We start from the raw sequence: 25186 nt of genomic DNA, 5'->3' as shown, positions 1-25186 counted from the left end.
CCGATGGAGCGCGCCGACGCCCTCACCACCCTGAGCCGGCGCTTCGCCAAGGCCGGCCTGGGCAGCCCGCGCCTCGATGCCCGTCTGCTGGTCGCCCACGCCGGCGGCCCCGGCGACGGGCCGCTGGAGGCGGCGGCGCAACAGGCCCTGGAAGCCCTGGCCGAGCGCCGCCTGAGCGGCGAGCCGGTCAGCCGCATCCTCGGTCGGCGCGGCTTCTGGACCCTGGAGCTTGAGCTTTCCGCGGCCACCCTCGATCCGCGCCCGGACAGCGAAACCCTGATCGAGGCCGCCCTGGCCCACCTGCCCGGCCCGCGCCACGCTCCTTATGGCGTGCTCGACCTGGGCACCGGCACCGGCTGTCTGCTGCTCGCCCTGCTCGCCGAGTTGCCCAACGCCCGGGGACTGGGCCTCGACATCGACCCCGAGGCGGTGGCCACGGCGCGCCGCAACGCCGCCCGCAACCATCTGGCCGACCGGGCCCGCTTCAAGGTCGGCGGCTGGGGCGACGCCCCCTTTCCCGCCGCCCTGCCGCCGGCCGATCTGATCGTCAGCAACCCGCCCTACATCCCGGCCGGCGAGATCGCCGCCCTGGCCCCGGAGGTGGCCCGCTTCGATCCCCTGCGGGCGCTGGACGGCGGAGCGGACGGCCTCGACGCCTATCGGGCCCTGCTGCCGCTGGCCGCCGGACACCTCGCCACCGACGGTCGGCTGATCCTGGAAGTGGGCCTGGGCCAGGCCGACCCGGTGCGCGCCCTGGCCGAGCAAATGGGCTGGCACCACCAGGAAACGCGGCCCGATCTGGGGGGCATTCCCCGCGCCTTGGTGTTCGCCCATAAGCCTGTGCAAAACGGCAAAAAACCATCGCCCGCGTAACGAAAAGGCTTGGAATCGCTGCCCGAAGCCACTACGTTCCCCCCATGCCACATGCTCCATGAACGGTCGGTCAGGGCGCCCATTGGGCGGGCCGGCTGTCGATGGACAGGCCTGGGATGGCGGACGATTCTCCCCTGGGAAGATGACAGGATGGGAGCGTCGTTTCCGGCTTCAGGCAGGCGCCGAAACAGCGGGAACCAGGGGGACGCGGCATGGATTGGCCGCCACAAGTACCCCCTCGAACACCCCTGACAGCCCGGCGCCGCCCGAACCGCTCCGCCTCCCGGGAGGGGACGACAGGAACACTGCCCCGCTTGACTGCCCACCCGGCGCCGCCCGCAGCGGCCGGCCGGAAGGTGCGGGTCGGCACCCAACCGGATCGCCCGGGGCGATCCTGGCGCGGGACCAGGGCTTGGCATACAGGCCACCCGGTACCGCATGGAGAAGCTTGAGGAAAAGCGATACCCGGCCCATCGATCCGGCCCAGCCCCGGAAGCCTCCAGCCGCCGGACCGGCATCGCCCCCACCGCCCCCACTTCCTTTCACCATGACCCGATCACCACACATCAAGTTGGGACCATGACCAAAAGCTCCAATCCCAAAGGGCGCCCCCGCCCCCGCCCCCAGAAGGGCAGCAAACCGGCCAGCCGCAACCAGACCTACGACAGCAACGGTCCGGCCGGGAAAATCCGCGGCAACGCCCATCAGGTGATGGAGAAATACCTGCTGCTGGCCCGCGACGCCCTGAGCCAGGGCGACCGCGTGCTGGCCGAGAACTTCTTCCAGCACGCCGACCACTATTTCCGCCTCGGCCACAACAGCGGCCAGCCGACCGCCCGCCCCGAGCGCCGCGCCGACGGCGACGGCGAGCCCCAGGGCCGCGAGCGGGAGGGCGAGCGCGACCAGGAGCGGGGCGGCGAGCAACCCAGCGCCGACAGCCGCCCGCCCCGGCGCAGCCGCGCCGAGAACCGCGCCCGCCCGCCGCGCCCGGCCGACGAGGCCGAGGCACCGCACCAGGACATCCAGAACGTCGCCTTCCTGGCCATGGAACCGGACGACGCCGAGGCGCCGCGCAAGGCCGAGAGCGACGAGGACGACGCCCCCCCCCGTCCGCGCCGCCGCACCACGCGCAGCCGCAAGCCGGCCGCCGAGACCCAGAAGGACGATGACGGCGCCGACGCCCCGTCCGACCCCGACCGTCAGGCCGCCTCGGCCTGAGCCGGCCAAGCGGTAGGGCGCGCCGCCAACTGAGCGCCCCCCCACACGGCCGGCCCACGGCCCGTCTCGGCGCCCGACAAAGAAAACGCCCGATACCGGCACGGAGCCGATATCGGGCGTTTTTGCGTCGAAAGCCTGGGCCTGCAGCCTTCATACCAGCCGGCGATGAGCAGGACTCATCGCGGTTTGGTCGAGCCCTTGGGGGTCCGGGCGCCTTTGATCTGGGGGCTTTGCCCCCAACCCCCCACCGGGGAAGCAGGGCTTCCCCGGACCCCGCCTTTCATTGGCGCACCCCCCAAGCCCGAGCGTTCCGCTCGCTCGGCGATCAATGAATGAATGGAGGGGGTCCGGGGGAGCCCCTGGCTCATCCGGGGGTGGGGGTAAAGGGCCAAAGCCCCTTTCATTCACACCAACCGGCGGTGAGTTTCTCTGATCGCCGTCTGGTATCAGGCCATGGTCCGGGCCGCCCGCGCGGGGGCCCGGGCCATGCGTCTCGGTGTTAGTCGCGGTTGCCCATGAACTGCAGGAGGAACATGAACAGGTTGATGAAGTCCAGGTACAGGTTGGTGGCGCCCATGATGGCCTTCTTCTCAGCCACCGCCGCGCCGTCGCCCTCGTAGTAGGTCAGCTTGATGCGCTGGGTGTCATAGGCGGTCAGCCCGGCGAAGATGAGCACCCCGGCGCCCGAAATGACGAACTGCATCATGGCGCTCTGCAGGAAGATGTTCACCACCATGGCGATGATCAGACCGATCAGGCCCATGACCAGGAAGGTGCCGAACCCGGAGAGGTTCTTCTTGGTGCTGTAGCCCCACAGGCTCAAGCCCGCGAAGGCCGCCGCGGTGACGAAGAAGGTCTGGGCGATGGAGTAGCCGGTGTAGGCGATGAAGATCCAGCTGAGCGACAGGCCCATCACGCCGGCGAAGCTCCAGAACAGGATCTGGGCCATTCCGGTGCTCATGCGGTTGATGCCGAAGGACAGGGCCAGGATGAAGCCAAGCGGCGCCAGGGCGACCACGATGCCCAGGCCGCTGCCATGGATGGCGTTGAGCAGGGCCGGGCTCTGGGCCACGGCGTAGGCCACCAGGCCGGTCAGGGCGACGCCGCCGGTCATGTAGTTGTACACGCGGAGCATGTAGGCACGCAGGCCCTGATCGATCAGGCCCTGCTGCTCGGCCGCCCGCAGGCGCTCCTGAGCCTGCATCGACGCCATTTGACGGGGATTGAGTGCCATGGTGACTCCTCGTTGGGTGGTTGAGGTGGGGTGAATGGGAAACAGACCGATGGGGAATATGTGAAAGGCCGGTCCCGATTGCAATCGGAACCGGACCTTTTCGGGTCGGATTACCAAAGATTCATGCGCGCGGCACGGCTGCCGACACGCGCAGGACGCTAGAGCCGATTTGAGCGAAAAATCGGGAACCACTTGGTGGTTCCCGATTTTTCGCTCAAATCGGCTCTACACCTAAAATCTAGAGCTGATCGTGCGAAATGTGAAGCGCTCCGCGATTCACATTTCGCACGATCAGCTCTAAGCCGTGCCGCCGTGCCTACCCCCGCAACGTCGCCCCGGTGGCCTTCTCGGCGGCGGCGACGATGCGCTGGCCGATGGCCTCGATCTCCGGGTCGGTCAGGGTGGCCTCGCTGGGCTGCAGGGTGACCGAGACGGCGAGGCTTTTGCGCCCCGGCTCCAGGTGCTCGCCCTGATAGAGGTCGAACACCCCCACATCGACGATCAGCTTCTTGTCCACCCCGCGAATGGCGGCCACCAGCTTGCTGGCCGGCACCGCCTCGTCCAGCACGAAGGCGAAGTCGCGGCTCAGGGGTTGCAGGGCGCTGGCCTTGAGCAGCGGCCGCGCCGGGCCGCCCTTGCGCTTGGGCAGCGGAATCTGGTCGAGGAACACCTCGGCCCCGACCACGGCGCCGCCCTGCGGCCCCTTGTAGTCCAGCTCGGCCAGAACGCGCGGGTGCAGCTCGCCGAAGGTGGCCAGCACCTTGGGCCCCAGGCGCAGGCAGCCCGAGCGGCCCGGGTGGTAGAACCCGGGGGCGTCGTCGGCGCTGACCTGAAGGCTGTCCACCGGCGCCCCGGCGGCGGCCAGGGCGGCCAGGGCATCGGCCTTGGCGTCGAACACGTCCCAGGCCCGGGGCGGCTGCCGCCAATGGCGCGGACCGCTGCGCCCGGCGCGCAGAATGGCGGCCACCGGGCGCTGCGCCCCCGGGGTGCCGGCGGTGAACACCGGGCCGATCTCGAACAGGCCGAGGTCGGGGAAGCCGCGCGCCGCGTTGCGCCCGGCGGCGGCGATCAGGTTGGGCAGGATGGACGGGCGCATCTGGTCGAGATCGCTGCTGATCGGGTTGACCAGGGTCAGGTCCTCGGCCCCGCCGCCAAAGGCCAGGCTTTGCGCGCGGCCCATGAACGACCAGGTGACCGCCTCCATCAGCCCGCGCGCCGCCAGTCCGCGCCGGGTGGCGTTCTCGCGCCGCTGGCTGTCGGTCAGCATGGGCTTGGGCATGGGGTCGCGCGGCATGGGCACGGCGGGGATGTGGTCGAAGCCGCGCACCCGCAGGATTTCCTCGACCACGTCGGGCTCGCCCTCCACGTCGCCGCGCCACGAGGGGGTGGCGACGGTCCACACCCCGGGCTCGGCGTCGCGCTGCACGTCGAAGCCGAGGTCGGTCAGGATGCGCACCTGCTCGGCTTCCGGCACCTCGACCCCGCCCAGCGCCGCCACCCGGGCCGGGCGGAAGGCGATGAAGCGCTTCCACGACGGCGGCTGGCCGGCGTAGATGACCTGGCTCGCCTCGCCGCCGCACAGCTCCAGGATCAGGCCGGTGGCCATCTCGCAGCCGCGCAGGCAGCTTTCCGGATCGACCCCGCGCTCGAAACGGTGGCGGGCATCGGAGTCGAGACCCAGCGCCCGGCCGGTGCGGGCCGTGCGGGCAGCGTCGAACAGTGCCGATTCGATGAAGACGTTGGTGGTCCCCTCGTCGCAGGCGCTGTCCATGCCGCCCATCACGCCGCCGATGGCGTGGGCCTTCTCGGCGTCGGCGATGACCACCATTTCCGGGGTCAGGGTGTAGGTCTTCTCGTTCAGCGCATCGAGGGTTTCGCCCTCCCGGGCCATGCGCGGGCCGACCGGGCCGGTCAGCTTGTCGGCATCGAAGACGTGCAGCGGCCGGGCGTCGTCCAGGGTGATCAGGTTGGTGATGTCGACCAGGGCCGAGATCGGCCTCAGGCCCACCGCGGTCAGGCGGTCCTTCAGCCAGGCCGGGCTTTCGCGGTTGGTCACCCCGCGCACATAGCGGCCGACGAACACCGGGGCAGCCGCCTTCATCTCCGGCGAGGGGCCGAAGGCGACGCCGATCGGGCTTTCGAACTGGCCGGCCACCGGCTCCACCGGCTTGGGGCGGTAGGTGCCAAGACCGGCCGCCGCCAGATCGCGGGCGATGCCGCGCACCCCCAGGCAGTCGGCGCGGTCCGGGGTGATGGCCACGTCGAACACCGGGTCGAGCTTCATGACCTGGGCCGCCGGGGCGCCCACCGGGACGTCGGCGGCCAGCTCGATGATGCCGCTGTGATCCTCGCCCATCAAAAGCTCGCGGGCCGAGCACATCATGCCCCGGCTTTCCACGCCCCGGATGCGGCCCACCTTCAGGGGCTGACCGCTTTCCGGGATGACCTGTCCGGGGCGGGCCAGCACCACCTTGATGCCGGCCCGGGCGTTGGGGGCGCCGCAGACGATCTGCAACGGCTCGGGCCCGCCGTCGGCCACCCGGCACAGCTTCAGGCGGTCGGCGTCGGGATGGGGACCGGCCTCCAGCACCTCGCCGACCACGAAGCCCTCCAGGCGGGCCGCCGGGTCGTCGACGCCTTCCACCTCGAGGCCCAGCGCGGTCAGCGCCTGGGCGATCTCGGCCACCGTGGCGGTGGTCTCCAGGTGATCCTTGAGCCAGCTCAGGGTGAATTTCATCGGGTCAGGCCTCCGGTCACGCTGGGCACGTCGAGCGGCGCGAAGCCGTAGTGGTCGAGCCAGCGCACATCGCTTTCAAAGAAGGTGCGCAGGTCGGGGATGCCGTACTTCAGCATGGCGATGCGCTCCACCCCCATGCCGAAGGCGAAACCCTGATACTCGCTGGGGTCGATGCCGCAGGCGGTGAGCACGTTGGGATGGACCATCCCGCAGCCGAGGATTTCCAGCCAGTCGCCGCCGGCGCCGATCTTCAGCTCGCCGCCGCTTCTGTCGCAGCCGATGTCCATCTCGGCGCTCGGCTCGGTGAAGGGGAAGAACGAGGGGCGGAAGCGCACCGGCAGGTCATCGACCTCGAAATAGGTGCGCACGAACTCGATCAGGCAGCCCTTGAGGTGCCCCATGTGGGTGGTCTTGTCGATGACCAGCCCCTCCACCTGATGGAACATGGGGGTGTGGGTCATGTCGTAGTCGCAGCGGTAGGTGCGCCCCGGGGCCAGGATGCGGATCGGCGGGCCGCCCTGCTCCATGGTGCGGATCTGGATGGTCGAGGTGTGGGTGCGCAAAAGGGTGCGCTCGCCGTCGATCTCGCGGGGCAGGAAGAAGGTGTCGTGCATCTCGCGCGCCGGATGGCCGGGCGGGAAGTTGAGGGCGGTGAAATTGTGGAAGTCGTCATCCACGTCCGGCCCCTCGGCCACCGTGTAGCCCATCTGGCCGAAGATGGCGCAGATCTCGTCCATGGTCTGGCTGATGGGGTGCAGGCGGCCCGGGTTTTCCGGGCGCGCCGGCAGGCTGACATCGACCTTTTCGCGGGCCAGCCGGGCGTTCAGTTCGGCCTCGGCCAGCACCTGGCGGCGCGCCTCGATGGCCTCGGCCACCGCCTGCTTGAGCACGTTCAGGGTCTGCCCGGCGGCCTTGCGGGCTTCCGGGTCGAGCCCGCCCAGGCTTTTCATCAGCTCGGTCACCCGCCCCTTCTTGCCCAGGGCGGACACCCTGAGCTCTTCCAGGGCCGGGGCGTCGGGGGCGGCCTTTACGGCGGCCATCAGCTCGCTTTTCAGGGCCTCGGCCCGGGCGGTCAGATCGTCCATGGGGGCTTCCACTGGTTGGGCTGGAGATGGGCAGGGGACAGGCGGGGGGCGGGCATGGAAAACGGGAGTCGCCGGTGCCGGCAACTCCCGTCCATCATCGGGTGAGGCGCTGGGTCAAGCGCGCGCTGGGCAGGGGTGGGGCAACGGAAGCATCGGCGTTGATGCCCCGATGCCCCGCTATGGCGCGACTACTTGAGGGCGGCCTGGGACTGCTGGCAGAGGCTCGCGAAGGTGTCGGGCTCATGCACGGCGAGGTCGGCCAGCACCTTGCGATCCAGCTCGATCCCCGCCTTGTTGAGCCCGTCCATAAATCGGGCGTAGGTGGTGCCGTTCAGGCGGGCGGCGGCGTTGATGCGCTGGATCCACAGGGCGCGGAAGTCGCGCTTGCGGTTGCGGCGGTCGCGGTAGGCGTACTGCAGGCTCTTTTCCACCTGCTGCACGGCGGTGCGGTAATTGGTCGACTTGCGGCCACGGTAGCCCTTGGCCAGCGACAGAACTTTCTTGTGGCGGGCGTGGGTGGTGACGCCGCGTTTCACTCGGGACATGGTGGGATCGGCTCCGGTCGGAAAAAGTCAGGGCAGAAGATCAAGCGGGCTCAGCCGTAGGGCATGTAGCGCTTGATGATGGTCGCGTCGGCATCGCACAGGATGGTCGTCCCGCGCGCCTGGCGCTTCATCTGCTTGGGCTTGTTGCGCAGCATGTGGCGCTTGTAGGCCACATTGGCGCGCACCTTGCCGGTGCCGGTCAGGCGAAACCGCTTCTTGACGGACGCCTTGGTTTTCATCTTCGGCATTTTCGACTTCCTTGGTGGTTCGGGTGGGGGCCGCCCGCCGCCTTTTCCGGCGACGGAACCTTCCCCTTGCAGGGAAGGCCGGCCCTTGTTCTTGGCTTTTCTGTTCCGCGGTCGTTGACGGGTGGCTGGGCATGCCTTGGGGCCGAACCACCCCGCCCCTTTGGAAGACCCTTGCCGACGGCCGATCGCAAGATCACATAGCGCGCACGACAAAAGCCCGCCGGGACAGGCGGAGGCGGCGTTATAGCCCCCCCGCCCACCGATTGCAAGACGGCGCCGCCCTGCCCTCACGGCGCGGTTGCCGGCGGACCGGCGCCGGGAGTAGGGTGGCGCCGGATTTTTTTGAAGGTCACTCTTCATAGAGCAAGAGGAACAACGCGCGTGCGCTATCTGTCGACCCGGGGCGAGGCCCCGGCGTGCGGTTTCGAGGATGTGCTGCTCGGCGGCCTGGCCCCGGACGGCGGTCTCTACCTGCCGGAAAGCTGGCCCACCCTGGGGGCGGCCGACCTCAAGGGCCTTGAGGGCAAAAGCTACCCCGAGGTGGCGACCCGGGTGCTCGCCCCCTTCACCGCCCCCGAACTGGGCGAGGCCGAGCTGGCCGACCTGATCGCCGCCGCCTACCAGCCCTTCGCCCATCCGGCGGTGGCGCCGCTGTCGCTGATCGGCCCCAACCTGTGGCTTATGGAGTTGTTCCACGGCCCCACCCTGGCCTTCAAGGACTACGCCATGCAGGTCCTGGGGCGGCTGTTCGACCACGTTTTGACCAAGCGCGGGCGGCGGCTGACCATCGTCGGCGCGACCTCGGGCGACACCGGCTCGGCGGCCATCGAGGCGTGCCGCGACAAGGCCGCCATCGACATCTTCATCCTTCACCCCAAGGGCCGGGTGTCGGAGGTGCAGCGCCGCCAGATGACCACCGTGGACAGCCCCAACGTCCACAACATCGCGGTGGAGGGCACGTTCGACGACTGTCAGGCCCTGGTCAAGGCGCTGTTCGCCGACCACGCCTTCCGCGACGAGGTTTCCCTGGGCGCCGTCAACTCCATCAACTGGGCCCGCATCGTCGCCCAGACGGCCTACTACGTGTGGGCCGGGGTGCACCTGGGCGCCGCCCAGGGCCGCCAGACCGCCTTCGCCGTGCCGACCGGCAACTTCGGCAACGTCTTCGCCGGCGAGGTGGCGCGGCGCATGGGCCTGCCGGTCAGCCAGTTGGTGGTCGGCTCCAACGCCAACGACATTCTCTATCGCTTCCTTGAAAGCGGCGAGATGGCCAAGCGCCAGGTCGTGCCCACCCTGTCGCCGAGCATGGACATCCAGGTCAGTTCCAACTTCGAGCGCCTGCTGTTCGAGCTGGTGGAGCGCGACCCGGCCCGGGTGCGCGCCCTGATGGCCGGCTTCGAGCAATCAGGCCGCTACACGGTGCCAGAGGACGCCTTCGCCCGCCTGAAGACCACCATGGACGGCCACCGCCGCGACGACGCCGAAACCTCGGCGGTGATCCGTGAGATGGTCGAGGCCGGCGGCCCGCTGCTCGACCCGCACAGCGCCATCGGGGTCGCCGCCGCACGGGCCAAACGGCGCGACCCGGCCATCCCCATGGTCGCCCTGGCCACCGCCCACCCGGCCAAGTTCCCCGACGCGGTGACCGCCGCCGCCGGACGGACTCCCGCCGCCCCGCCACGCCTCGCCGCCCTGATGGACAGGCCGGAGCGCCTGGACGTGCTGGGCAACGATCTGGCGGCGCTGAAGAGCCACATCCGCGCCGCCCTGGGCGCCGGAGGCACCCCATGAGCAGCGCCCTTCTGCCGCCCCCCCGCCTGACCACCCTGGCCAGCGGCCTGCGCGTGGTCAGCCAGGAGTTGCCGTGGGCCGACTCGGTGGCCCTCGGGGTCTGGGCCTCGGTCGGCACGCGCCACGAACCGGCCCACCTCAACGGCATCTCGCACCTCATCGAGCACATGGCCTTCAAGGGCACCAAACGGCGCAGCGCCGCCCGCATCGCCGAGGAGATCGAGGACGTCGGCGGCATCCTCAACGCCTACACCGGCCGCGAGACCACCGCCTTCCACGCCCGGGTACTGAAGGAGGACCTGGGCCTGGGGCTCGACATCCTGGCCGACATCGTCCAGCACTCGGTGTTCGATCCCCAGGAGCTGGCCCGCGAGCAGTCGGTGGTGGTGCAGGAAATCTGGCAGTCCATCGACACCCCGGACGACATCGTCTTCGACCACTTCCAGGCCGCCGCCTACCCGGCCCAGGCCATGGGCCGCCCGGTGCTGGGCAGCGAGGCCACCGTCAGGGCGATGACCCGCGACGATCTGGTGGGCTACCTCGCCACCACCTATGCCCCGGAGCGGCTGGTCATCGCCGCCGCCGGGCCGCTCGACCATGACGACCTGCTGGCCCGGGTCGGCGCGCTGTTCACCGACCTGCCCGGACGCCCCGGCGCCAGCGCCCCCGAACCGGCCCGCTACCAGGGCGGCGAACACCGCGAGGGGCGCGACGTCGAGCAGGTGCAACTGGTCCTGGGCTTCCCCGGGGTGGCCTACGACGACCCCGACTATTACGCCCTGTCGGTGCTCGCCACCCTGCTCGGCGGCGGCATGTCGTCGCGGCTGTTCCAGGAAATCCGCGAGGTGCGCGGGCTGGCCTACGCGGTGCACGCCTACCCCAGCTCGTGGACCGACGGCGGCCTGATGACCCTCTACGCCGGCACCAGCCCGGAGGAGGCCGGTCAGGTGCTCGACCTGATGATCTCGGAAACCGCCCGCCTGCCGGGCACCATCAGCGGCCCCGAGCTGGCCCGCGCCAAGGCGCAGATGAAGGCCGGCCTGCTGATGGGCCAGGAAGGCCCGGCCGGGCGCTGCGAGCAGATCGCCCGGCAGGTGGCCATCTTCGGCCGCCCCATCCCGCTGGCCGAAAGCGTCGAGCGCATCGAGGCGGTGAGCGCCGCCGATCTCGACCGGCTGACCCGCCGCCTGCTCGCCGCCACCCCCACCCTGGCCGCGCTCGGGCCGCTCGGCACGGTGCCCGCCCACGCCGACCTGATGGCCCGGTTGGCCGCCTGAGCCTGCGATGGTCGACACCCCACCCACCGAGCCGCCCACCGCCCCGCCCACCACTCTGCCCACCGCTGGGGACGTGGCCGCCGCCGCCCAGGCGCTGGCCGCCGACCTGCCGCCCACCCCCACCCTGCCCTCGGAAACCCTGAGCCGCATCACCGGCGCCGAGGTCATCCTGAAATTCGAGAACCATCGCTTCACCGCCTCCTTCAAGGAGCGCGGGGCGCTCAACCGCCTGCTCGCCCTCTCACCCGAGCAGCGCAGCCGGGGCGTCATCGCCATGTCGGCCGGCAACCACGCCCAGGGCGTCGCCCGCCACGCCCAGCGCCTGGGCATCCCGGCAACCATCGTCATGCCGCGCACCACCCCCTTCGTGAAGGTCGAGCACACCGAGGCCCTGGGGGCCCACGTCGAGCTGGTCGGCGACGGCCTGGCCGAGGCCGCCGCCCACGCCGAGGCACGCACCCGGGCCGAGGGGCTGACCTTCATCCACCCCTACGACGACCCGCTGGTGATCGCCGGCCAGGGCACGGTGGCGCTGGAAATACTCGACGCGGCGCCGGAACTGGACGCGCTGATCGTCCCCGTCGGTGGCGGCGGGCTGATCGGCGGCATGGCCCTGGCCCTGAAGGCGCGCCGGCCGGACATCCGGCTGATCGGCGTGCAAAGCGCCCTCTACCCGGCCATGGTCGAGCTGTTCCACGGCCGCGACCCCGGCCCCGGCCTGCCCCCCGGCCCGGCCGCCGCGACCATCGCCGAGGGCATCGCCGTGAAAGCCCCCGGGCATCTCACCCGCCAACTGGTCCGCGACCTGGTCGACGACATGGTGACGGTCTCCGAGGACCGCATCGAACAGGCCCTGGCCCTGCTGCTGACGGTCGAAAAGACGGTGGTCGAAGGGGCCGGCGCCGCCCCCCTGGCCGCCCTGCTCGACGCCCCCCAGCGCTTCGCCGGCCAACGGGTCGGGCTGGTGCTGTCCGGCGGCAACATCGATACCCGCCTGCTCGCCGGCGTCCTCATGCGCGACCTGGTGCGCCAGGGCCGCCTCGCCCGCCTGCGCCTCGACCTGGCCGACATGGCCGGCGAACTGGGCCGCGTCACCGCCCTTATCGGGGCCCACGGCGGCAACATCGTGGAAGTCAGCCACCAGCGCGTGTTCAGCCACGCCCCGGCCAAGGTCACCGGCCTTGAAGTGGTGGTCGAAACCCGCGACCGGCCCCAACTCACCGCCCTCCTCACAGCCCTGGAAGAAGCCGGCTATACCCCCCGCCTGATCGATACCGCCGTCTGACCCGGGCAGCACAGGACGCAAACGGGCGCCGCGCAAAGGGGCGCTGCCCCTTTGAACCCCGCCGGGGGACCCTGGGGGTCCCCCGGACCCCCGCCATGACTCTTTCGAGGTCGGGTCGTCGGCCGTGCGTGATGTTGGACGGGGGGGTTTAGGCAGGCCGGCCTTGCCGGCCTGCAACCAAAAAACGGACCACGGAATACATGACGTGTGTGGAGTCGGTTTGTTGGTTCCGCAGGCCAGCAAAGCTGGCCTGCACCCAAACACCATCTGCATTTGACCCTACCCCTGCGTTCCGCTCCAACGAAATGGAGGGGGTCCGGGGGATCGCCTTCGATCCCCCGGTGGGGGTTAGGGGGCAAAGCCCCCTTGTTGAAGTCGGAGAGCAACGCCCCCGATCCCGTGTCGGTATCGGTGTCTACTGTTCCTGCAGGGTGGCCTGGGGTGGGGTGAGCATTTCCACCACTTCCTCCATCAGGCGGCCATTGATTACCGGCTGGTGTTCGGGGCCGAAGGCGAAGGTGTAGATCAGCACCTCGCGGCCTTGGGGGTCGCTGTCGATCTCGGCCAGATCGCGCAGGCGGCCGACCAGTTCCAGCAGGGCGGCCTGTTGGGCGATGTCCGCCTCCACCTGGGCGCTGCCATCGGGCGGCATCTGGCCCATGGCCGGGGGCATGCCGAGCATCATGCCGGCCATCGGCCCGGCGGTCTTGATGGCGGCGGCGATGAGGGCCTCGAAGCCGCGCACGCGCAGGGTCAGGTAGCCGCGCGCCGCCGCGCCGTCGAGGCCCAGCATGTCGAGTTCCGGGCCCATGGCCATCGGCCCGTCGTCCGGCGGGGTCGGCGCGGGGCTGCTCTCGGGATCGGTCAGCACCGGCTCCACCTCGCCGCTGACCGACAGGCCGAAGAGGTCGTTGAGGTAGGCCACCTCGCGCACGTCCAGGCGCACCGGCGAGGTCATGGCGGCCTCGACGAGGTTGCCGAAGGCTTCCAGCACGCGGCGTTCCAACTCGGCCGCGGCGACCGGGTCCTGGGCCGGATCGAGGCCGCTGAGATCGACCCCCAGTTGGCGCATTTCCTCGACCATGCCGTTGACCAGGGCTTCCTCGGGCACCCGGTCGAAGCCCAGTTCCACCGCCACCCGGTCGGGCGCCAGGGCGAGGGCGTTTTCCCAGGTCCGCCGTTCCTCGGGGTCGACCTCCTCGCCCGGCTCGGGGAGGACCAGACCGGTCATTTCAAAGCCCATCCCGAAGCGCGACTGCCCGGGGTCGAGCGGTGCGGGTTCGTCGGTCTGCCCGACCGCCTCGGGGGCCTGCTGGGGCAACTGCTCCAGGTTCATCGGCTGGTCGGTTTCCGCCGGCAGGGGGGTGGGCTCGGCCAGTTCGGCGGCATCGGGGGCGCGGGCGCTGAGGTAGGTGACCTTGCTGCCCAGACGACCCAGGTGGAAGTGCATGTCCTTGCGGTGGTCGTCCACCGACAGGTCGTGGAGGACGAAGTCGGCCATCCCGCTTTCGGCCATCAGCGGCAGGCTGATCGGCTCGCCCAGGCGGGCCAGCAGGCGTTCCGGGTTGTACTCCTGGCGATAGAGGTCGATGCCCAGCTCGCGGGCCAGATCGACCAGCCGCCCCAGCGCCATGCCGCGCGCCCGCGACTCGGAGGTGATCCGGCCCAGCACCATTTCCACCGACGGGGTGGAATCCGGGTTGGCCAGGGAATCGCGGAAGCGCAGCCGAAGGCCGCTCATCTCGAAGTCTTCCTGGTAGTCGTAGAGCACACCGAGCGGGTCGTCCGGCTTGCCACCGGCCCGGGGCAGCACCGCGCCGCCGCCCTCGACATGGCTGATGCTGAAGGCCACGGCGCCATCCAGCACGTCCATCTGCAGGCCGTCGAGCAGGTAGTCGGCAGCGCTGAAGGTGCCCAGGTCCTCCGACCAGACCAGACGCACGGCGTCGCTGGCCCAGCGCACCACCACGCCGAGGTTGCTTTCCGCGTGGTGGATCTCGAAGCGGGTGGGGATGCGGGGCTCCATCAGCCAGCGGCCCTGGCCCAGGTCGACGACGCGCAGCAGGATGGTGCCCAGGCGCAGGCTGACCTCGCCCTCGGGCAGCCACAGCCGGGCCCGGGGCAGGTAGACCAGCCAGGCCGGGCGCCTGTCCAGCGGCACCGCCTTGCCGTCTTCAGCCTTTCCGTCCTCGGTTTTCCCGCCCCCGGCAACCGCATAGAGCGCCGGGTCGAGGGGCTCCAGCAGGTCGCGGCTGAAGCTGAAGCCGCTGTCGCTCTCGGGCTCCAGGGCCAGGATGCGCATCGGCTCGCCCAGTTCGAAGGTGTACTGGCCCGGCGCGATGGGGATCATGCCAAGGGTCGGGTCGTCGGCCTCACCCTGGGCCGGGTCGCCGTCCCGGCCGGTCCCGCCGGCCCCATTGGGGCCCGGCCGGGCCATCTCCTCGGGACGCGGCGGCAGGGGCGGCAGGCCGGCGACGTGGCGCACCAGGGCCAGCACGCGCCGTGCCTTGGGGTCCTCGGGGTCGGTTTCGCCGGGCAGCGGCACCGGCTCCATCACCCCCTTGTCGACCAGCTCGGCGACGATGAACTGGGCCTCGCTGTCGCCGGCCACCACCGCCTTGCGCAGCCAGGATTCGGCGGCCGAGATGTCGCGCGTCACGCCGCGCCCCTCGAGCAGCAGTTCGCCGGTCTTGCCCATGGCCACCGGATGGCCCTTTTCGGCCGCCTTCTCGAACCAGGTGTAGGCGTCGTTGAAGCTTTGCGGCACGCCGCGACCGGTCTCGAAGAACTCGGCCACCCGGACCATGGCCTCGACGTGGCCGGAGTCGGCGGCCCGCTGGTACCACGACCAGGCCAAGGTGTCGTTGGCGGTCACCCCCTCGCCGTCCTCGTAGCGCCGGGCCAGCCGGTACATGCCGCCGGCCCCGGCCTTGCGGGCCTCGGCTTCCAGGGCCTTGCGCTTGTCGGCCTGCTCAAGCATGGCGGCGAAGGCGGCTTCGCGGCGGGCCTGTTCGGCATCGTCGGGGCGCACCGCGTCGGCCGGCGCCCCGGCCGGTCGGGGGGTGTCGTCGGCCGCCGGCGCCTCGGCCGGGGACGGCCCGTCCGCCGGGTCGGGCGTGGCGCCGTCGGCCGGCGCGGCGCCGCTGTCGCCCCGGTCGCTGGCCGAGGAGCCGTCCGCCGGCTCGGGCGGCGCGCCGCCCGAGGAGCTTTCCTGGGCCAGTGCCGGCGCCGCCAGCAGCAGGATGGCCAGTCCCATGGCCAGGGCCCATCGCCCCGCCCCCACGCCCGATGCCGCTTTCGCCCGCCTCGCCATCAGCCCCATTCCCATCCACGCTGGCCTCGGATCGCCCCACGCCGGCCACAAGACGCTGCCTCTGGCTGGCCGGGGTCCTCGGTGCTATAGTCTGATCCATGCGCCCATTCCGGGCAACCTGCCAGGGCCCGGACGGGTGGCTCTTTGGTGTGCCCGGTCACACCCCCTCCCCTAAGCTCCAGCACGGTATCCGCCCGGCCATGAGAGAGCCCACCACCCACGACAGCGCGGAAGAGCATCTGATCTTCAACGCCACCGCCAGTTCGGGGCCGGTGCGGGTACTGGTGGTTGATCGCGACCCCCTGTTCGCGCGCATCGTGCGCTCGCGGCTGGAGCGCTGGGGCTTCGAGGTGCAGACCGAGACCTCGGGCAAGGCGGCGCTGGAATGGCTGAAGGTGAGCAGCTTCCGACTGGTCATCACCGATGTCGACCTGCCGGGGATGAGCGGCCCCGAGTTGACCCGGCGCGTCCGAGCCCTGCAATTGCCGCGCTATGTCTATGTGATGTTCTACTCGGCCCGGGCCGACAAGGACACCCTGCTCGACGCCCTGGACGCCGGGGCCGACGACTATATGTCGAAGCCCTTCAACGCCATCGAGTTCAAGCTGAGGATCGTCACCGCGGTCCGCCTGCTCGCCCTGGACGAGGAATTGGCCCACGGCGGCGGCCTGGACCGTGGCACCGGGGTTCTGAACCGCAGCGCCTTCGAATGGGGGTTCCGGCTGATCCTGGCCCAGATGGTGCGCACCGAGGTCAGCGGCGCCCTGGTCTTCATCCGGCTGACCAACATCGGCGGCATCTACGCCCGGCACGGCTATTTCGCCCTCTTGCGGGTGCTCAGGATGACCGCCGAGGTGGCCGGCCGGGTGCACCGCCAGAGCGACGTGGTGGCCCGCCTGGAAGGCGACGAGTTCTGCCTGCTGCTGCACAACACCGCCTGGGACACCTGCCGCCCGGTGATCGAGCGGCTGGTCGAGGGGCTGTCGGCGATCCGCCTGGAAACCGCCCAGGGGACCATCGCCCCGGCCTATCTGGTCAGTGTGCTGAACTATCCCGTCGGCTCCCTGTCGGCGGAAGAGATCCTGGACCGCGAAAGCCGCGTCGAGGTGGCCCGCATCGAGCCGCCGGAAGACACCGCCGGGACCAACCCGGCGGCCAACGGCTGAGCCGCCACCTGGGCGCCGCGCCCCCAGCCGGGGCCGATGCGGCGACACGGCGGCGACCCGCCGGCCTTGTGGGCCGCCCCTACTCCTCGACCACCGTGGCCACCGGCGGTTCCTCGCTGGTATCCTGCTCGCGCACCGTGTCCGAGGTCTCGGTGGCGTTGGCGCCTCCCAGATCAACCGCCGCCCCCGGCGGCGCCGGCACCTTCGGCTGACTGTCGCCGCCCGCGGCCGCGCCACCGCCGCCGTTGGCATCGCCGCCGGCACTCTCGCCAACCCCATCGCTGGGGGCGGCCACCGGCAGGCACTCGGGATTGCAGCTGAAGTGGGCCTGTTGGTCCGGCCCCCGCTGGATGCTGACGTGACGCTCCTTGGGCCGCACCACGACCACGGTGGTGTGGTAGATCTCCTCGTAGTCGCCGTTCATGATCAGCAGTTCGGTCTCGCCGGGCTGGGCGCCGAACAGAAAGACCAGGGTCGGCTTTTCCACCGCCACGTCGATGATCCCCGGGTTGGTGGCGATCACCGTGCCGGCCGGCTGGCGCAGCCGGAGGATTTCCAGCTTGCCCACCTCGATGCGCAGGGTCTCCTCGGCCCGCGCCGGCAGGGCGGCGAGCAGGGTGGCCAGCAGCAGCAGGGCGGCCAGCATCCAGGTCAGACGCCCCAGCGCAACGGACGCCACCGTTCGCGCCCCGCGCCCGTGTTGCTTCCGCGCCCCGCGCCCGTGTTGTTCCGGCCTGAGGATCATGCCGCCATCCTTCCACCTTAAGCCCTGGCCGAGCGGCCTGATGATGTGGCGCCAAGCGGCGCGCGCGGGACCGTCAACAAAACAGGTGGGACCCCGCGCTCCCGGAGCCGCCATTATTGGCAAGGGTACACCAGCCACCCCCACCCGGCAACGTCAAGACAGAGGCGAGAATGCGGATTTTCAACTCGATTTTCAGAAAATCTCCGACATTGCGTTGACCACGCGGGCGCTTGTCGCCGGCCCGGCGGAAGCCTATAAATAACGTGGAACCGAATTGACCCGCGCGATTCTTGCCTCACCCAGCGCACGAGAGGGCCCCTCATGGCGCGCCACTTCGCCCCGCTGCCCCACCGGCACCCCCGGCCGCGCCGGCGCGCCGGCCATCTGGCCCTGGTGTTGACGGTCCCGCTGCTGCTCGGCGCCTGCCAGACCACCCAGTTCGACGAGCCGCTGCCCGAGGGCAACGGCGCCTCGCCGGTCCGCCAGGGGCTGATCGACATGATGGAGCCGTCGCTGCGCGAGGCGGCGACCGAGGCGGAACGCAACAACGACTGGCAGGCCGCGGTCCGCTATCTCAGCACCCTGCAGGCGCGCAGCCCCGAGAATCAGGCCCTCGCCCTGCGCCTGGCCCGGGCCCTGCGCTACAGCGGCGAGGCCGAGCTGGGCCACCGGGTGCTGGCCGGACTGCCGCCGGAAAGCGCCGCCCACGCCGAGGTGCGGGCCGAGGAAGGCAAGCTGCTGCTGGCCATGAACCGCCCACAACGCGCCCTGGCCGTGCTGGAAAGCGTTGCCCAGAGGGGCGACGGGGCGGACTGGGAGTTGCACTCGGCGATGGGCGTCTGCGAGGACTACCTGGGCCACCATGACCGAGCCCAGGAGCATTACCAGATCGCCCTGGCCCTGAACGGCGACACCCCGGAAGTGATCAACAACTACGCCCTGTCGCTGGCCCAGTCGGGCGAGCTGGACACCGCCATCAGGCTGCTCGAACAGGCCTCGGGGGAGCTGGGCGCCTCGCCCCAGCTGCGTCAGAACCTGGCCCTGTTGATGGCCCTGAAGGGCGATGCCGGGGCCGCCCGGGCCCTGGTCCTGACCGACCTGCCGCGCGACATGGCCAACCAGAACATCCACTTCTATAAGGGCCTGGCCGAACGCAGCCGCCCGGCCCCGACACTCAACCTCGGCCCGGCGCGCGACGACATGGTGGACGATCTGGCGGACGACACGCCCGATGACCTGTCGGGCGACAGCCCCGCCAAAACACCGGCCAAGGCCACCGACTGAGCCACCCCGGCACCCCGACAAGCCTGCTCAAGGCCGCTTGCACAGCCGCGCCGCTTTGTGCTAACTAGCTGTCGCGCGCCCGGGGAGGGCCTGGGGGCGTGGGGTATCTTCGTGCCTTTCCAAGCGCTTACGCCCTAAGGCGGCAGAGCGCGGAAAGGCGGGTCGGGGCCTCCACAACGACCGAGCAGTCATCCGAGACGGGGGCACCGGGCAGCCGCCTCTTATATCAAGAGGCGGCTTTGTCAGGGGCCGATGGCGCCGCCGGAATGGCGCGCCGCTCCGTGTGTTTCAAGGGCCGATCCGGCCGCTTCCGCCGACCGGCGCCATCCGCGCCGTTGGTGCGGGGTGGTCGCGGCCGCCAGTACTGGGGATTATATCGGTGGCATCCCATACCGCAGGCTTGTCCGAGGTTGCCCGGCGCTACGCCTTGGCCCTCTACGACCTGGCCGAGGAGCAGGGTCAGCTTGACCGGGTGGCCGGCGACCTGAAGGATTTCGGCCGCATGATCGAGGACAGTGCCGACCTTCGGCGCTTCCTGACCTCGCCGGCCCTGAGCCGCGAAGACCAGGCCGAGGCCATGCACGCCCTGGCCACCAGGGCCGAGGCCCACCCGCTGGTCGGCAACTTCCTTGGCGTCGTCGCCCGGCAGAGGCGCCTGCACGTCCTGCCCGGCATGATCAAGGCTTTTCTCGAACACCTGGCCGCCCGTCGGGGCGAAATCACGGCCGAGGTGACTTCCGCCGCCCCCTTGAGCGAGCCGCAGACGGCGGCCCTCAAGGCGGCACTCAAACAGGCCATGGGCCATGACGTGACGGTGCTGCCGAAGGTCGATCCGACCCTTCTCGGCGGGCTCATCGTCCAGGTCGGCTCGCGTATGGTCGACAGTTCTATTCAGAGCAAGCTTGCGCGCTTGCAACTGGCCATGAAAGGGGTTGGCTGATGGAGATCCGGGCTGCGGAAATTTCCGCGATCCTCAAGGAGCAGATCGCCAGTTTCGGCACTGAGGCCGAAGCCGCCGAAGTCGGTCGGGTGCTGGCGGTCGGCGACGGCATCGCCCGCATCCACGGCCTCGACAACGTCCAGGCCGGCGAGATGGTCGAGTTCCCGGGCGGCATCCGGGGCATGGCGCTGAACCTTGAAACCGACAACGTCGGCGTGGTGATCTTCGGCCAGACCGCCGGCATCAAGGAAGGCGACACCGTCAAGCGCACCAACGCCATCGTCGACGTGCCGGTCGGCCCGGGCCTGCTGGGCCGCGTGGTCGACGCCCTGGGCACCCCGATCGACGGCAAGGGCGAGGTCGAGGCCGCCGAGCGCCGCCGGGCCGACGTCAAGGCGCCGGGCATCATTCCCAGGAAGTCGGTGCACGAGCCGGTGCAGACCGGCATCAAGGCCATCGACGCCCTGATCCCCATCGGCCGCGGCCAGCGCGAGCTGATCATCGGCGACCGCCAGACCGGCAAGACCGCGGTGATCCTCGACACCATCCTCAACCAGAAGGATGTGAACGCCAAGGCCAAGGACGAGAGCGAGAAGCTCTACTGCATCTATTGCGCCGTCGGCCAGAAGCGCTCGACCGTGGCCCAGGTGGTGAAGACCCTGGCCGACCGCGGGGCGCTCGACTACACCATCGTTGTTGCCGCCACCGCCTCGGACCCGGCGCCGATGCAGTTCCTCGCCCCCTACGCCGCCTGCGCCATGGGCGAGTACTTCCGCGACAACGGCATGCATGCCGCCATCTTCTATGACGACCTGACCAAGCAGGCCGTGGCCTATCGCCAGATGTCGCTGCTGCTGCGCCGTCCGCCGGGGCGCGAGGCCTTCCCGGGCGACGTGTTCTATCTGCACTCGCGCCTGCTCGAGCGGGCCGCCAAGCTGAACGAGGACCACAAGTCGGGCTCGCTGACCGCGCTGCCGGTCATCGAAACCCAGGCCAACGACGTGTCGGCCTACATCCCGACCAACGTCATCTCGATCACCGACGGCCAGATCTTCCTGGAGACCGACCTCTTCTACAAGGGCATCCGCCCGGCGGTGAACGTCGGCCTGTCGGTCAGCCGTGTCGGTTCCGCGGCCCAGATCAAGGCCATGAAGCAGGTCGCCGGCGCCATCAAGCTGGAGCTGGCCCAGTACCGCGAAATGGCCGCCTTCGCCCAGTTCGCCTCCGACCTCGACCCGGCCACCCAGAAGCTGCTGGCCCGTGGCGAGCGCCTGACCGAGCTTCTGAAGCAGCCGCAGTTCAGCCCGCTGGCGGTGGAGGAGCAGGTGGTGTCCATCTACGCCGGCACCCGCGGCTACCTCGACAAGCTGAAGGCCAACGAGGTGACCCGCTACGAGGCCGCCATGCTGAGCGAGCTTCACAATTCCGGGGCCGACATCCTGGAGTCGATCCGCACCGAGAAGAAGCTGACCGACGAGACCGAGGAAAAGCTGAAGAGCTTCCTCGAGAGCTTCGCCAAGAAGTTCGTCTAACCGCACGCACGCGCCGGCCGGGCCCCGCCACGGGCGCCCGGCCATCCGAACGGCCCCGATCAAGGCCGGGGCCGTTCCCGACCGGCGACAGCGCCAGACACGTCGAGCAAAGGGTTTGAAGACACCCCATGGCTAGCCTCAAGGACCTGCGCAACCGCATCAATTCGGTGAAGTCGACGCGCAAGATCACGTCGGCCATGAAGATGGTTGCCGCCTCCAAGCTGCGCCGTGCCCAGGAAGCGGCCGAGGCCAGCCGTCCCTACGCCGAGCGCATGCAGCGCATGCTCGGCAACCTGGCCGCCAGCACCCAGGGTGCGGCCGGGTCGCCGCCGCTGCTGGCCGGCACCGGCAAGGACGATGTTCACCTGCTGGTCGTGCTGACCGCCAACCGCGGTCTGTGCGGCGGCTTCAACGGCAACCCGGTGCGCGAGGCGCGGCGGCAGATCCAGGCCCTGAAAGCCCAGGGCAAGGAGGTCAAGCTGCTGTGCGTCGGCCGCAAGGGCCGCGATCTTCTGAGACGCGACTACAAGAACCTGATCGTCGATTCCTTCGAGGGTCTGGGCCGGCGCGGCATCACCTACGCCGAGGCCAACCAGGTCGCCGAGCGCCTGCTGACCATGTTCGAGGCCGGCGAGTTCGACGTCTGCACCATCATCTTCAACAAGTTCCAGTCGGCCATGACCCAGGTGGTCACGCCCCGGCAGATCATCCCCTTCCCGGTGCCCCAGGACGCTGAGGGCACCCCGCAGGGGGCAGGCGGCGCGCTCTATGATTACGAGCCCAGCGAGGAAGGCATCCTCAAGGACCTGCTGCCGCGCAACGTGGCCATGCAGCTGTTCGCCGCCCTCCTGGAAAGCGATGCCTCCGAGCAGGGCGCGCGGATGACCGCCATGGACAGCGCCACCCGCAACGCCGGCGACATGATCGACGGCCTGACCCTGACCTACAACCGGACCCGTCAGGCCGCCATCACCAAGGAACTGATCGAGATCATCTCCGGGGCCGAGGCGCTGTAGCACGGCGCCCCCTTCGCCCCCCTTCCATCGTTCAACCAACCGCACGCGGCCGCCTCGACAAACCCGCGAAGACAAGGCCCACAGGAGAGCACCCCATGGCGAATAACAACGTCGGCATCATCACCCAGGTTATGGGCGCCGTTGTGGACGTGAAGTTCGAGGGCGAACTGCCGGACATCCTGAACGCCCTGGAAACCGACAACCAGGGCCGCCGGCTGGTCCTCGAGGTCGCTCTGCACCTGGGTGAGCACACCGTGCGCACCATCGCCATGGACGGCACCGAGGGTCTGGTCCGTGGCCAGGAAGTGAGCGACACCGGCAGCCCCATCTCGGTGCCGGTCGGGCCCGAGGTGCTGGGCCGCATCATGAACGTGATCGGCGAGCCGATCGACGAGCGCGGCCCGGTCAACACCACCAAGACCCTGCCCATCCACCGCGAGGCCCCGACCTTCGTCGAGCAGGCCACGGCGACCGAGATCCTGGTCACCGGCATCAAGGTCATCGACCTTTTGGCCCCCTACACCAAGGGCGGCAAGGTCGGCCTGTTCGGCGGCGCCGGCGTCGGCAAGACCGTGCTGATCCAGGAGCTGATCAACAACATCGCCAAGGGCCACGGCGGCTACTCGGTGTTCGCCGGCGTCGGCGAGCGGACCCGCGAGGGCAACGACCTGTACCACGAAATGCAGGAAGCCGGCGTCATCGACCTCAAGGGCGGCAACTCCAAGGTGGCCCTGGTCTACGGCCAGATGAACGAGCCCCCGGGGGCCCGTGCCCGCGTCGCCCTGTCCGGGCTGGCCCAGGCCGAGTACTTCCGCGACGAGGAAGGCCAGGACGTCCTGTTCTTCATCGACAACATCTTCCGCTTCACCCAGGCCGGTTCGGAAGTGTCGGCCCTGCTTGGCCGCATCCCCTCGGCGGTGGGCTACCAGCCGACCCTGGCCACCGACATGGGCGAGTTGCAGGAGCGCATCACCTCGACCAAGAAGGGCTCGATCACCTCGGTGCAGGCCATTTACGTGCCGGCCGACGATCTGACCGACCCGGCCCCGGCGACCTCGTTCGCCCACCTCGATGCCACCACCGTGCTCAACCGCTCGATCGCCGAGCTGGGCATCTACCCGGCGGTGGACCCGCTCGACTCCACCTCGCGCGCGCTCGACCCCAACGTGGTCGGCCAGGAGCACTACACGGTGGCCCGCGAGGTGCAGCGCGTGCTGCAGACCTACAAGTCGCTGCAGGACATCATCGCCATCCTGGGCATGGACGAGCTGTCGGAAGAGGACAAGCTGATCGTCGCCCGGGCCCGCAAGATCCAGCGCTTCCTGTCGCAGCCGTTCCACGTCGCCGAGGTGTTCACCGGCTCGCCGGGCGTGCTGGTCAGCCTGGAAGACACCATCAAGGGCTTCAAGGGCATCATCGAGGGCGATTACGACCACATCCCCGAGCAGGCCTTCTACATGCAGGGCTCCATCGAGGGCGCCCTGGAGCGGGCCAAGAAGATGGCCGCCGAGGCGGCGTAAGGGCCTTTCGCCCTGTTCTTCCCTACCGGTCGGTGCCCGGGTCCCAGGCCCGGGCACCGACCAGACATCCTTGAAAGCGCATAGGCAGCGAGCACACCCATGGCAGAAACCATCCAGTTCGAACTGGTCTCGCCGGCCCGGCTGGTCAAATCCGAACCGGTCGAGATGGTGGTGGTCCCCGGCAGCGAAGGCAACTTCGGCGTCCTGCCCCGTCACGCGCCGCTGCTGTCGACCGTGCGCCCGGGGGTGATCGACATCTACACCGCCGGCGTCATCAGCGAGCGGATCTTCGTCGCCGGCGGCTTCTGCGAGGTGAACGGCGAGACCTGCACCCTGCTGGCCGAGGAAGCCATGCCGCTGCCCGAGGTCACCTCGGAGCTGGTCGCCGAGCGCCGCCGCGCCGCCGAGGATCGCCTGCAGGAAGCCGAGACCCCGGCCGAGAAGGCCGCCGCCGAGGCCGCCCTGACGGTGGTCAATGCCATGGCCGCCGCCCTCAACTGAGCCGGGGGTCGGCGCACCCGCCGACCGCTTGCCAGGTGACAAAAAACGCCCCCGGAGGTCTTCCGGGGGCGTTTTTCGTGCCCGATCCCCGCCTCCCCGGCTTATACCAACCGGCGCGATGAGATGAACTCATCCAAAGGTCCGTATGAAAGGGGCTTTGCCCCTTTAAAACCCCACCGGGGGAGCCAGGGGCTCCCCCGGACCCCCTCCATTCATTGATCGCTGAGCGAGCCGAACAGTTGGGCGATCTTGGGGCTGCGTGTCCATACCCCGGTTGTTTTCGCAGGCCAGCAAAGCTGGCCTGCAACCAAAAACCACGGCGCGTCCCGCTCAGAGGCAACGATTGTTCACCAACGAATGGAGGGGTCCGGGGAAGCCCTGCTTCCCCGGTGGGGGTTTGGGGGCAAAGCCCCCAACTAATACCAAACCGCGATGAGTCCTACTCATCGCCGGTTGGTATTAGAGCAGATCGTGCGAAAGTTGAATCGCGGAGCGCTTCAGATTTCGCACGATCTGCTCTCGATCTTAGATGTAGAGCCGATTTGAGCGAAAAATCTGGAAGCACCAAGTGGTTCCGATTTTTCGCTCTCGGCTCTAGCCGGTGAAGTGGGCCCGGATGGTCAGCGCGCCGATGACCACGAACCCCAGGCCGGCCAACAGCTTCAGGGGCAGCGCGGCAAGGTAGCGCTCGGCCAGCACGCCCAGTCCCACCGCCAGCCCGGTGGCGGCGATCAGGGCCAGGGAGGCGGCCAGGAAGACCAACAGGGGGTGCTGCTGCTTTTCGGTGGCAAAGAGCAGCGTGGCGAACTGCGTCTTGTCGCCCAGCTCGGCCAGGAAGACGGTGGCGAACACCGCCAACAGGTATTTCATGGGAAC

Annotated in this window: 20 protein-coding genes; 12 read left to right on the top strand and 8 right to left on the bottom strand. The window is 69.7% G+C overall.

The features are described from left to right. The first annotated feature begins 3 nt into the window (after positions 1 to 3). Positions 4 to 873: a peptide chain release factor N(5)-glutamine methyltransferase gene (gene prmC / locus BLR95_RS02170; protein ID WP_092614664.1), complete on the top strand. Its 870-nt coding sequence runs from the start codon at positions 4 to 6 to the stop codon at positions 871 to 873. Positions 874 to 1452: 579 nt separating this feature from the next. Continuing rightward, a complete protein-coding gene (locus tag BLR95_RS02165; protein ID WP_092614662.1) occupies positions 1453 to 2091 on the top strand; it encodes a DUF4167 domain-containing protein in 639 nt (212 codons plus the stop codon). Between the two features lie 499 nt (positions 2092 to 2590). On the opposite strand, the gene BLR95_RS02160 is transcribed toward BLR95_RS02165, so the two are convergent. The 5 genes from BLR95_RS02160 to rpmI form a co-directional block, all read right to left on the bottom strand. Then, entirely contained in the window at positions 2591 to 3325 is a 735-nt protein-coding gene (locus BLR95_RS02160; protein ID WP_425438428.1) for a Bax inhibitor-1/YccA family protein, read from the bottom strand. A gap of 316 nt (positions 3326 to 3641) precedes the next feature. Then, positions 3642 to 6062, bottom strand: coding sequence for a phenylalanine--tRNA ligase subunit beta (gene pheT / locus BLR95_RS02155; protein WP_092614656.1), 2421 nt, complete (start codon positions 6060 to 6062; stop codon positions 3642 to 3644). Continuing rightward, the gene (gene pheS, locus BLR95_RS02150; protein ID WP_092614653.1) at positions 6059 to 7147 is read right to left on the bottom strand and encodes a phenylalanine--tRNA ligase subunit alpha; all 1089 of its coding nucleotides are present in this window, start codon (positions 7145 to 7147) and stop codon (positions 6059 to 6061) included. Before pheS ends, pheT begins: the two co-directional genes overlap by 4 nt. A 188-nt stretch (positions 7148 to 7335) precedes the next feature. Then, positions 7336 to 7692: a 50S ribosomal protein L20 gene (rplT, locus tag BLR95_RS02145; RefSeq protein WP_092614650.1), complete on the bottom strand. Its 357-nt coding sequence runs from the start codon at positions 7690 to 7692 to the stop codon at positions 7336 to 7338. 50 nt (positions 7693 to 7742) lie between these two features. Further along, positions 7743 to 7940, bottom strand: coding sequence for a 50S ribosomal protein L35 (rpmI, locus tag BLR95_RS02140; protein WP_092614647.1), 198 nt, complete (start codon positions 7938 to 7940; stop codon positions 7743 to 7745). Positions 7941 to 8321: 381 nt separating this feature from the next. On the opposite strand from rpmI, the gene thrC reads away from it, so the two are divergent. From thrC to BLR95_RS02125, 3 genes are read left to right on the top strand one after another with little or no spacing between them, the layout of a single operon-like run. Continuing rightward, the gene (gene thrC, locus BLR95_RS02135) at positions 8322 to 9731 is read left to right on the top strand and encodes a threonine synthase (protein WP_092614644.1); all 1410 of its coding nucleotides are present in this window, start codon (positions 8322 to 8324) and stop codon (positions 9729 to 9731) included. Beyond that, the gene (locus BLR95_RS02130; RefSeq protein ID WP_092614641.1) at positions 9728 to 11008 is read left to right on the top strand and encodes a M16 family metallopeptidase; all 1281 of its coding nucleotides are present in this window, start codon (positions 9728 to 9730) and stop codon (positions 11006 to 11008) included. The genes thrC and BLR95_RS02130 overlap by 4 nt, the downstream gene beginning before the upstream one ends. 7 nt (positions 11009 to 11015) lie before the next feature. Then, positions 11016 to 12293 carry a threonine ammonia-lyase gene (locus BLR95_RS02125; RefSeq protein WP_092614638.1) on the top strand — a complete coding sequence of 426 codons (1278 nt, stop codon included), beginning with the start codon at positions 11016 to 11018 and terminating at the stop codon, positions 12291 to 12293. Between the two features lie 415 nt (positions 12294 to 12708). Here BLR95_RS02125 and BLR95_RS02120 read toward each other — a convergent pair whose 3' ends face one another. Continuing rightward, positions 12709 to 15549 carry a tetratricopeptide repeat protein gene (locus BLR95_RS02120; RefSeq protein WP_176787535.1) on the bottom strand — a complete coding sequence of 947 codons (2841 nt, stop codon included), beginning with the start codon at positions 15547 to 15549 and terminating at the stop codon, positions 12709 to 12711. 257 nt (positions 15550 to 15806) lie between these two features. Between BLR95_RS02120 and BLR95_RS02115 the strand changes: the two genes are divergently transcribed. Continuing rightward, the gene (locus BLR95_RS02115; RefSeq protein ID WP_176787533.1) at positions 15807 to 16772 is read left to right on the top strand and encodes a GGDEF domain-containing response regulator; all 966 of its coding nucleotides are present in this window, start codon (positions 15807 to 15809) and stop codon (positions 16770 to 16772) included. A gap of 79 nt (positions 16773 to 16851) precedes the next feature. Here BLR95_RS02115 and BLR95_RS02110 read toward each other — a convergent pair whose 3' ends face one another. Next, a complete protein-coding gene (locus BLR95_RS02110) occupies positions 16852 to 17451 on the bottom strand; it encodes a pilus assembly protein N-terminal domain-containing protein (protein ID WP_176787531.1) in 600 nt (199 codons plus the stop codon). 387 nt (positions 17452 to 17838) lie between these two features. Here BLR95_RS02110 and BLR95_RS02105 point away from each other — a divergent pair, with 387 nt between their 5' ends. The 6 genes from BLR95_RS02105 to atpC all read left to right on the top strand — a co-directional run bounded on the left by BLR95_RS02105 (position 17839) and on the right by atpC (position 24310). After that, on the top strand, positions 17839 to 18801 hold the full coding sequence (locus BLR95_RS02105) for a tetratricopeptide repeat protein (RefSeq protein ID WP_092614626.1): 963 nt from the start codon (positions 17839 to 17841) through the stop codon (positions 18799 to 18801). A 379-nt stretch (positions 18802 to 19180) separates the two neighbouring features. Then, positions 19181 to 19741, top strand: a complete 561-nt coding sequence (locus BLR95_RS02100; RefSeq protein ID WP_092614624.1) for a F0F1 ATP synthase subunit delta — start codon at positions 19181 to 19183, stop codon at positions 19739 to 19741. Next, positions 19741 to 21273: a F0F1 ATP synthase subunit alpha gene (gene atpA, locus BLR95_RS02095; protein WP_092614621.1), complete on the top strand. Its 1533-nt coding sequence runs from the start codon at positions 19741 to 19743 to the stop codon at positions 21271 to 21273. Before BLR95_RS02100 ends, atpA begins: the two co-directional genes overlap by 1 nt. Before the next feature lie 128 nt (positions 21274 to 21401). Next, a complete protein-coding gene (locus BLR95_RS02090) occupies positions 21402 to 22289 on the top strand; it encodes a F0F1 ATP synthase subunit gamma (RefSeq protein WP_092614618.1) in 888 nt (295 codons plus the stop codon). A gap of 95 nt (positions 22290 to 22384) precedes the next feature. Further along, a complete protein-coding gene (gene atpD / locus BLR95_RS02085; protein WP_092614615.1) occupies positions 22385 to 23809 on the top strand; it encodes a F0F1 ATP synthase subunit beta in 1425 nt (474 codons plus the stop codon). Positions 23810 to 23908: 99 nt separating this feature from the next. Further along, a complete protein-coding gene (atpC, locus tag BLR95_RS02080) occupies positions 23909 to 24310 on the top strand; it encodes an ATP synthase F1 subunit epsilon (protein WP_092614612.1) in 402 nt (133 codons plus the stop codon). Positions 24311 to 24904: 594 nt separating this feature from the next. On the opposite strand, the gene BLR95_RS02075 is transcribed toward atpC, so the two are convergent. Then, complete coding sequence (locus BLR95_RS02075; protein ID WP_092614609.1) at positions 24905 to 25180, bottom strand: TMEM165/GDT1 family protein; 276 nt, start codon at positions 25178 to 25180, stop codon at positions 24905 to 24907. Positions 25181 to 25186 lie beyond the last annotated feature (6 nt).

The organism is Roseospirillum parvum (genome assembly GCF_900100455.1).
Classification (GTDB): Bacteria; Pseudomonadota; Alphaproteobacteria; order Rhodospirillales; family Rhodospirillaceae; genus Roseospirillum; species Roseospirillum parvum.
Note: the sequence above shows the minus strand (reverse complement) of the source record. Positions and strands in the feature narration are given on the sequence as shown.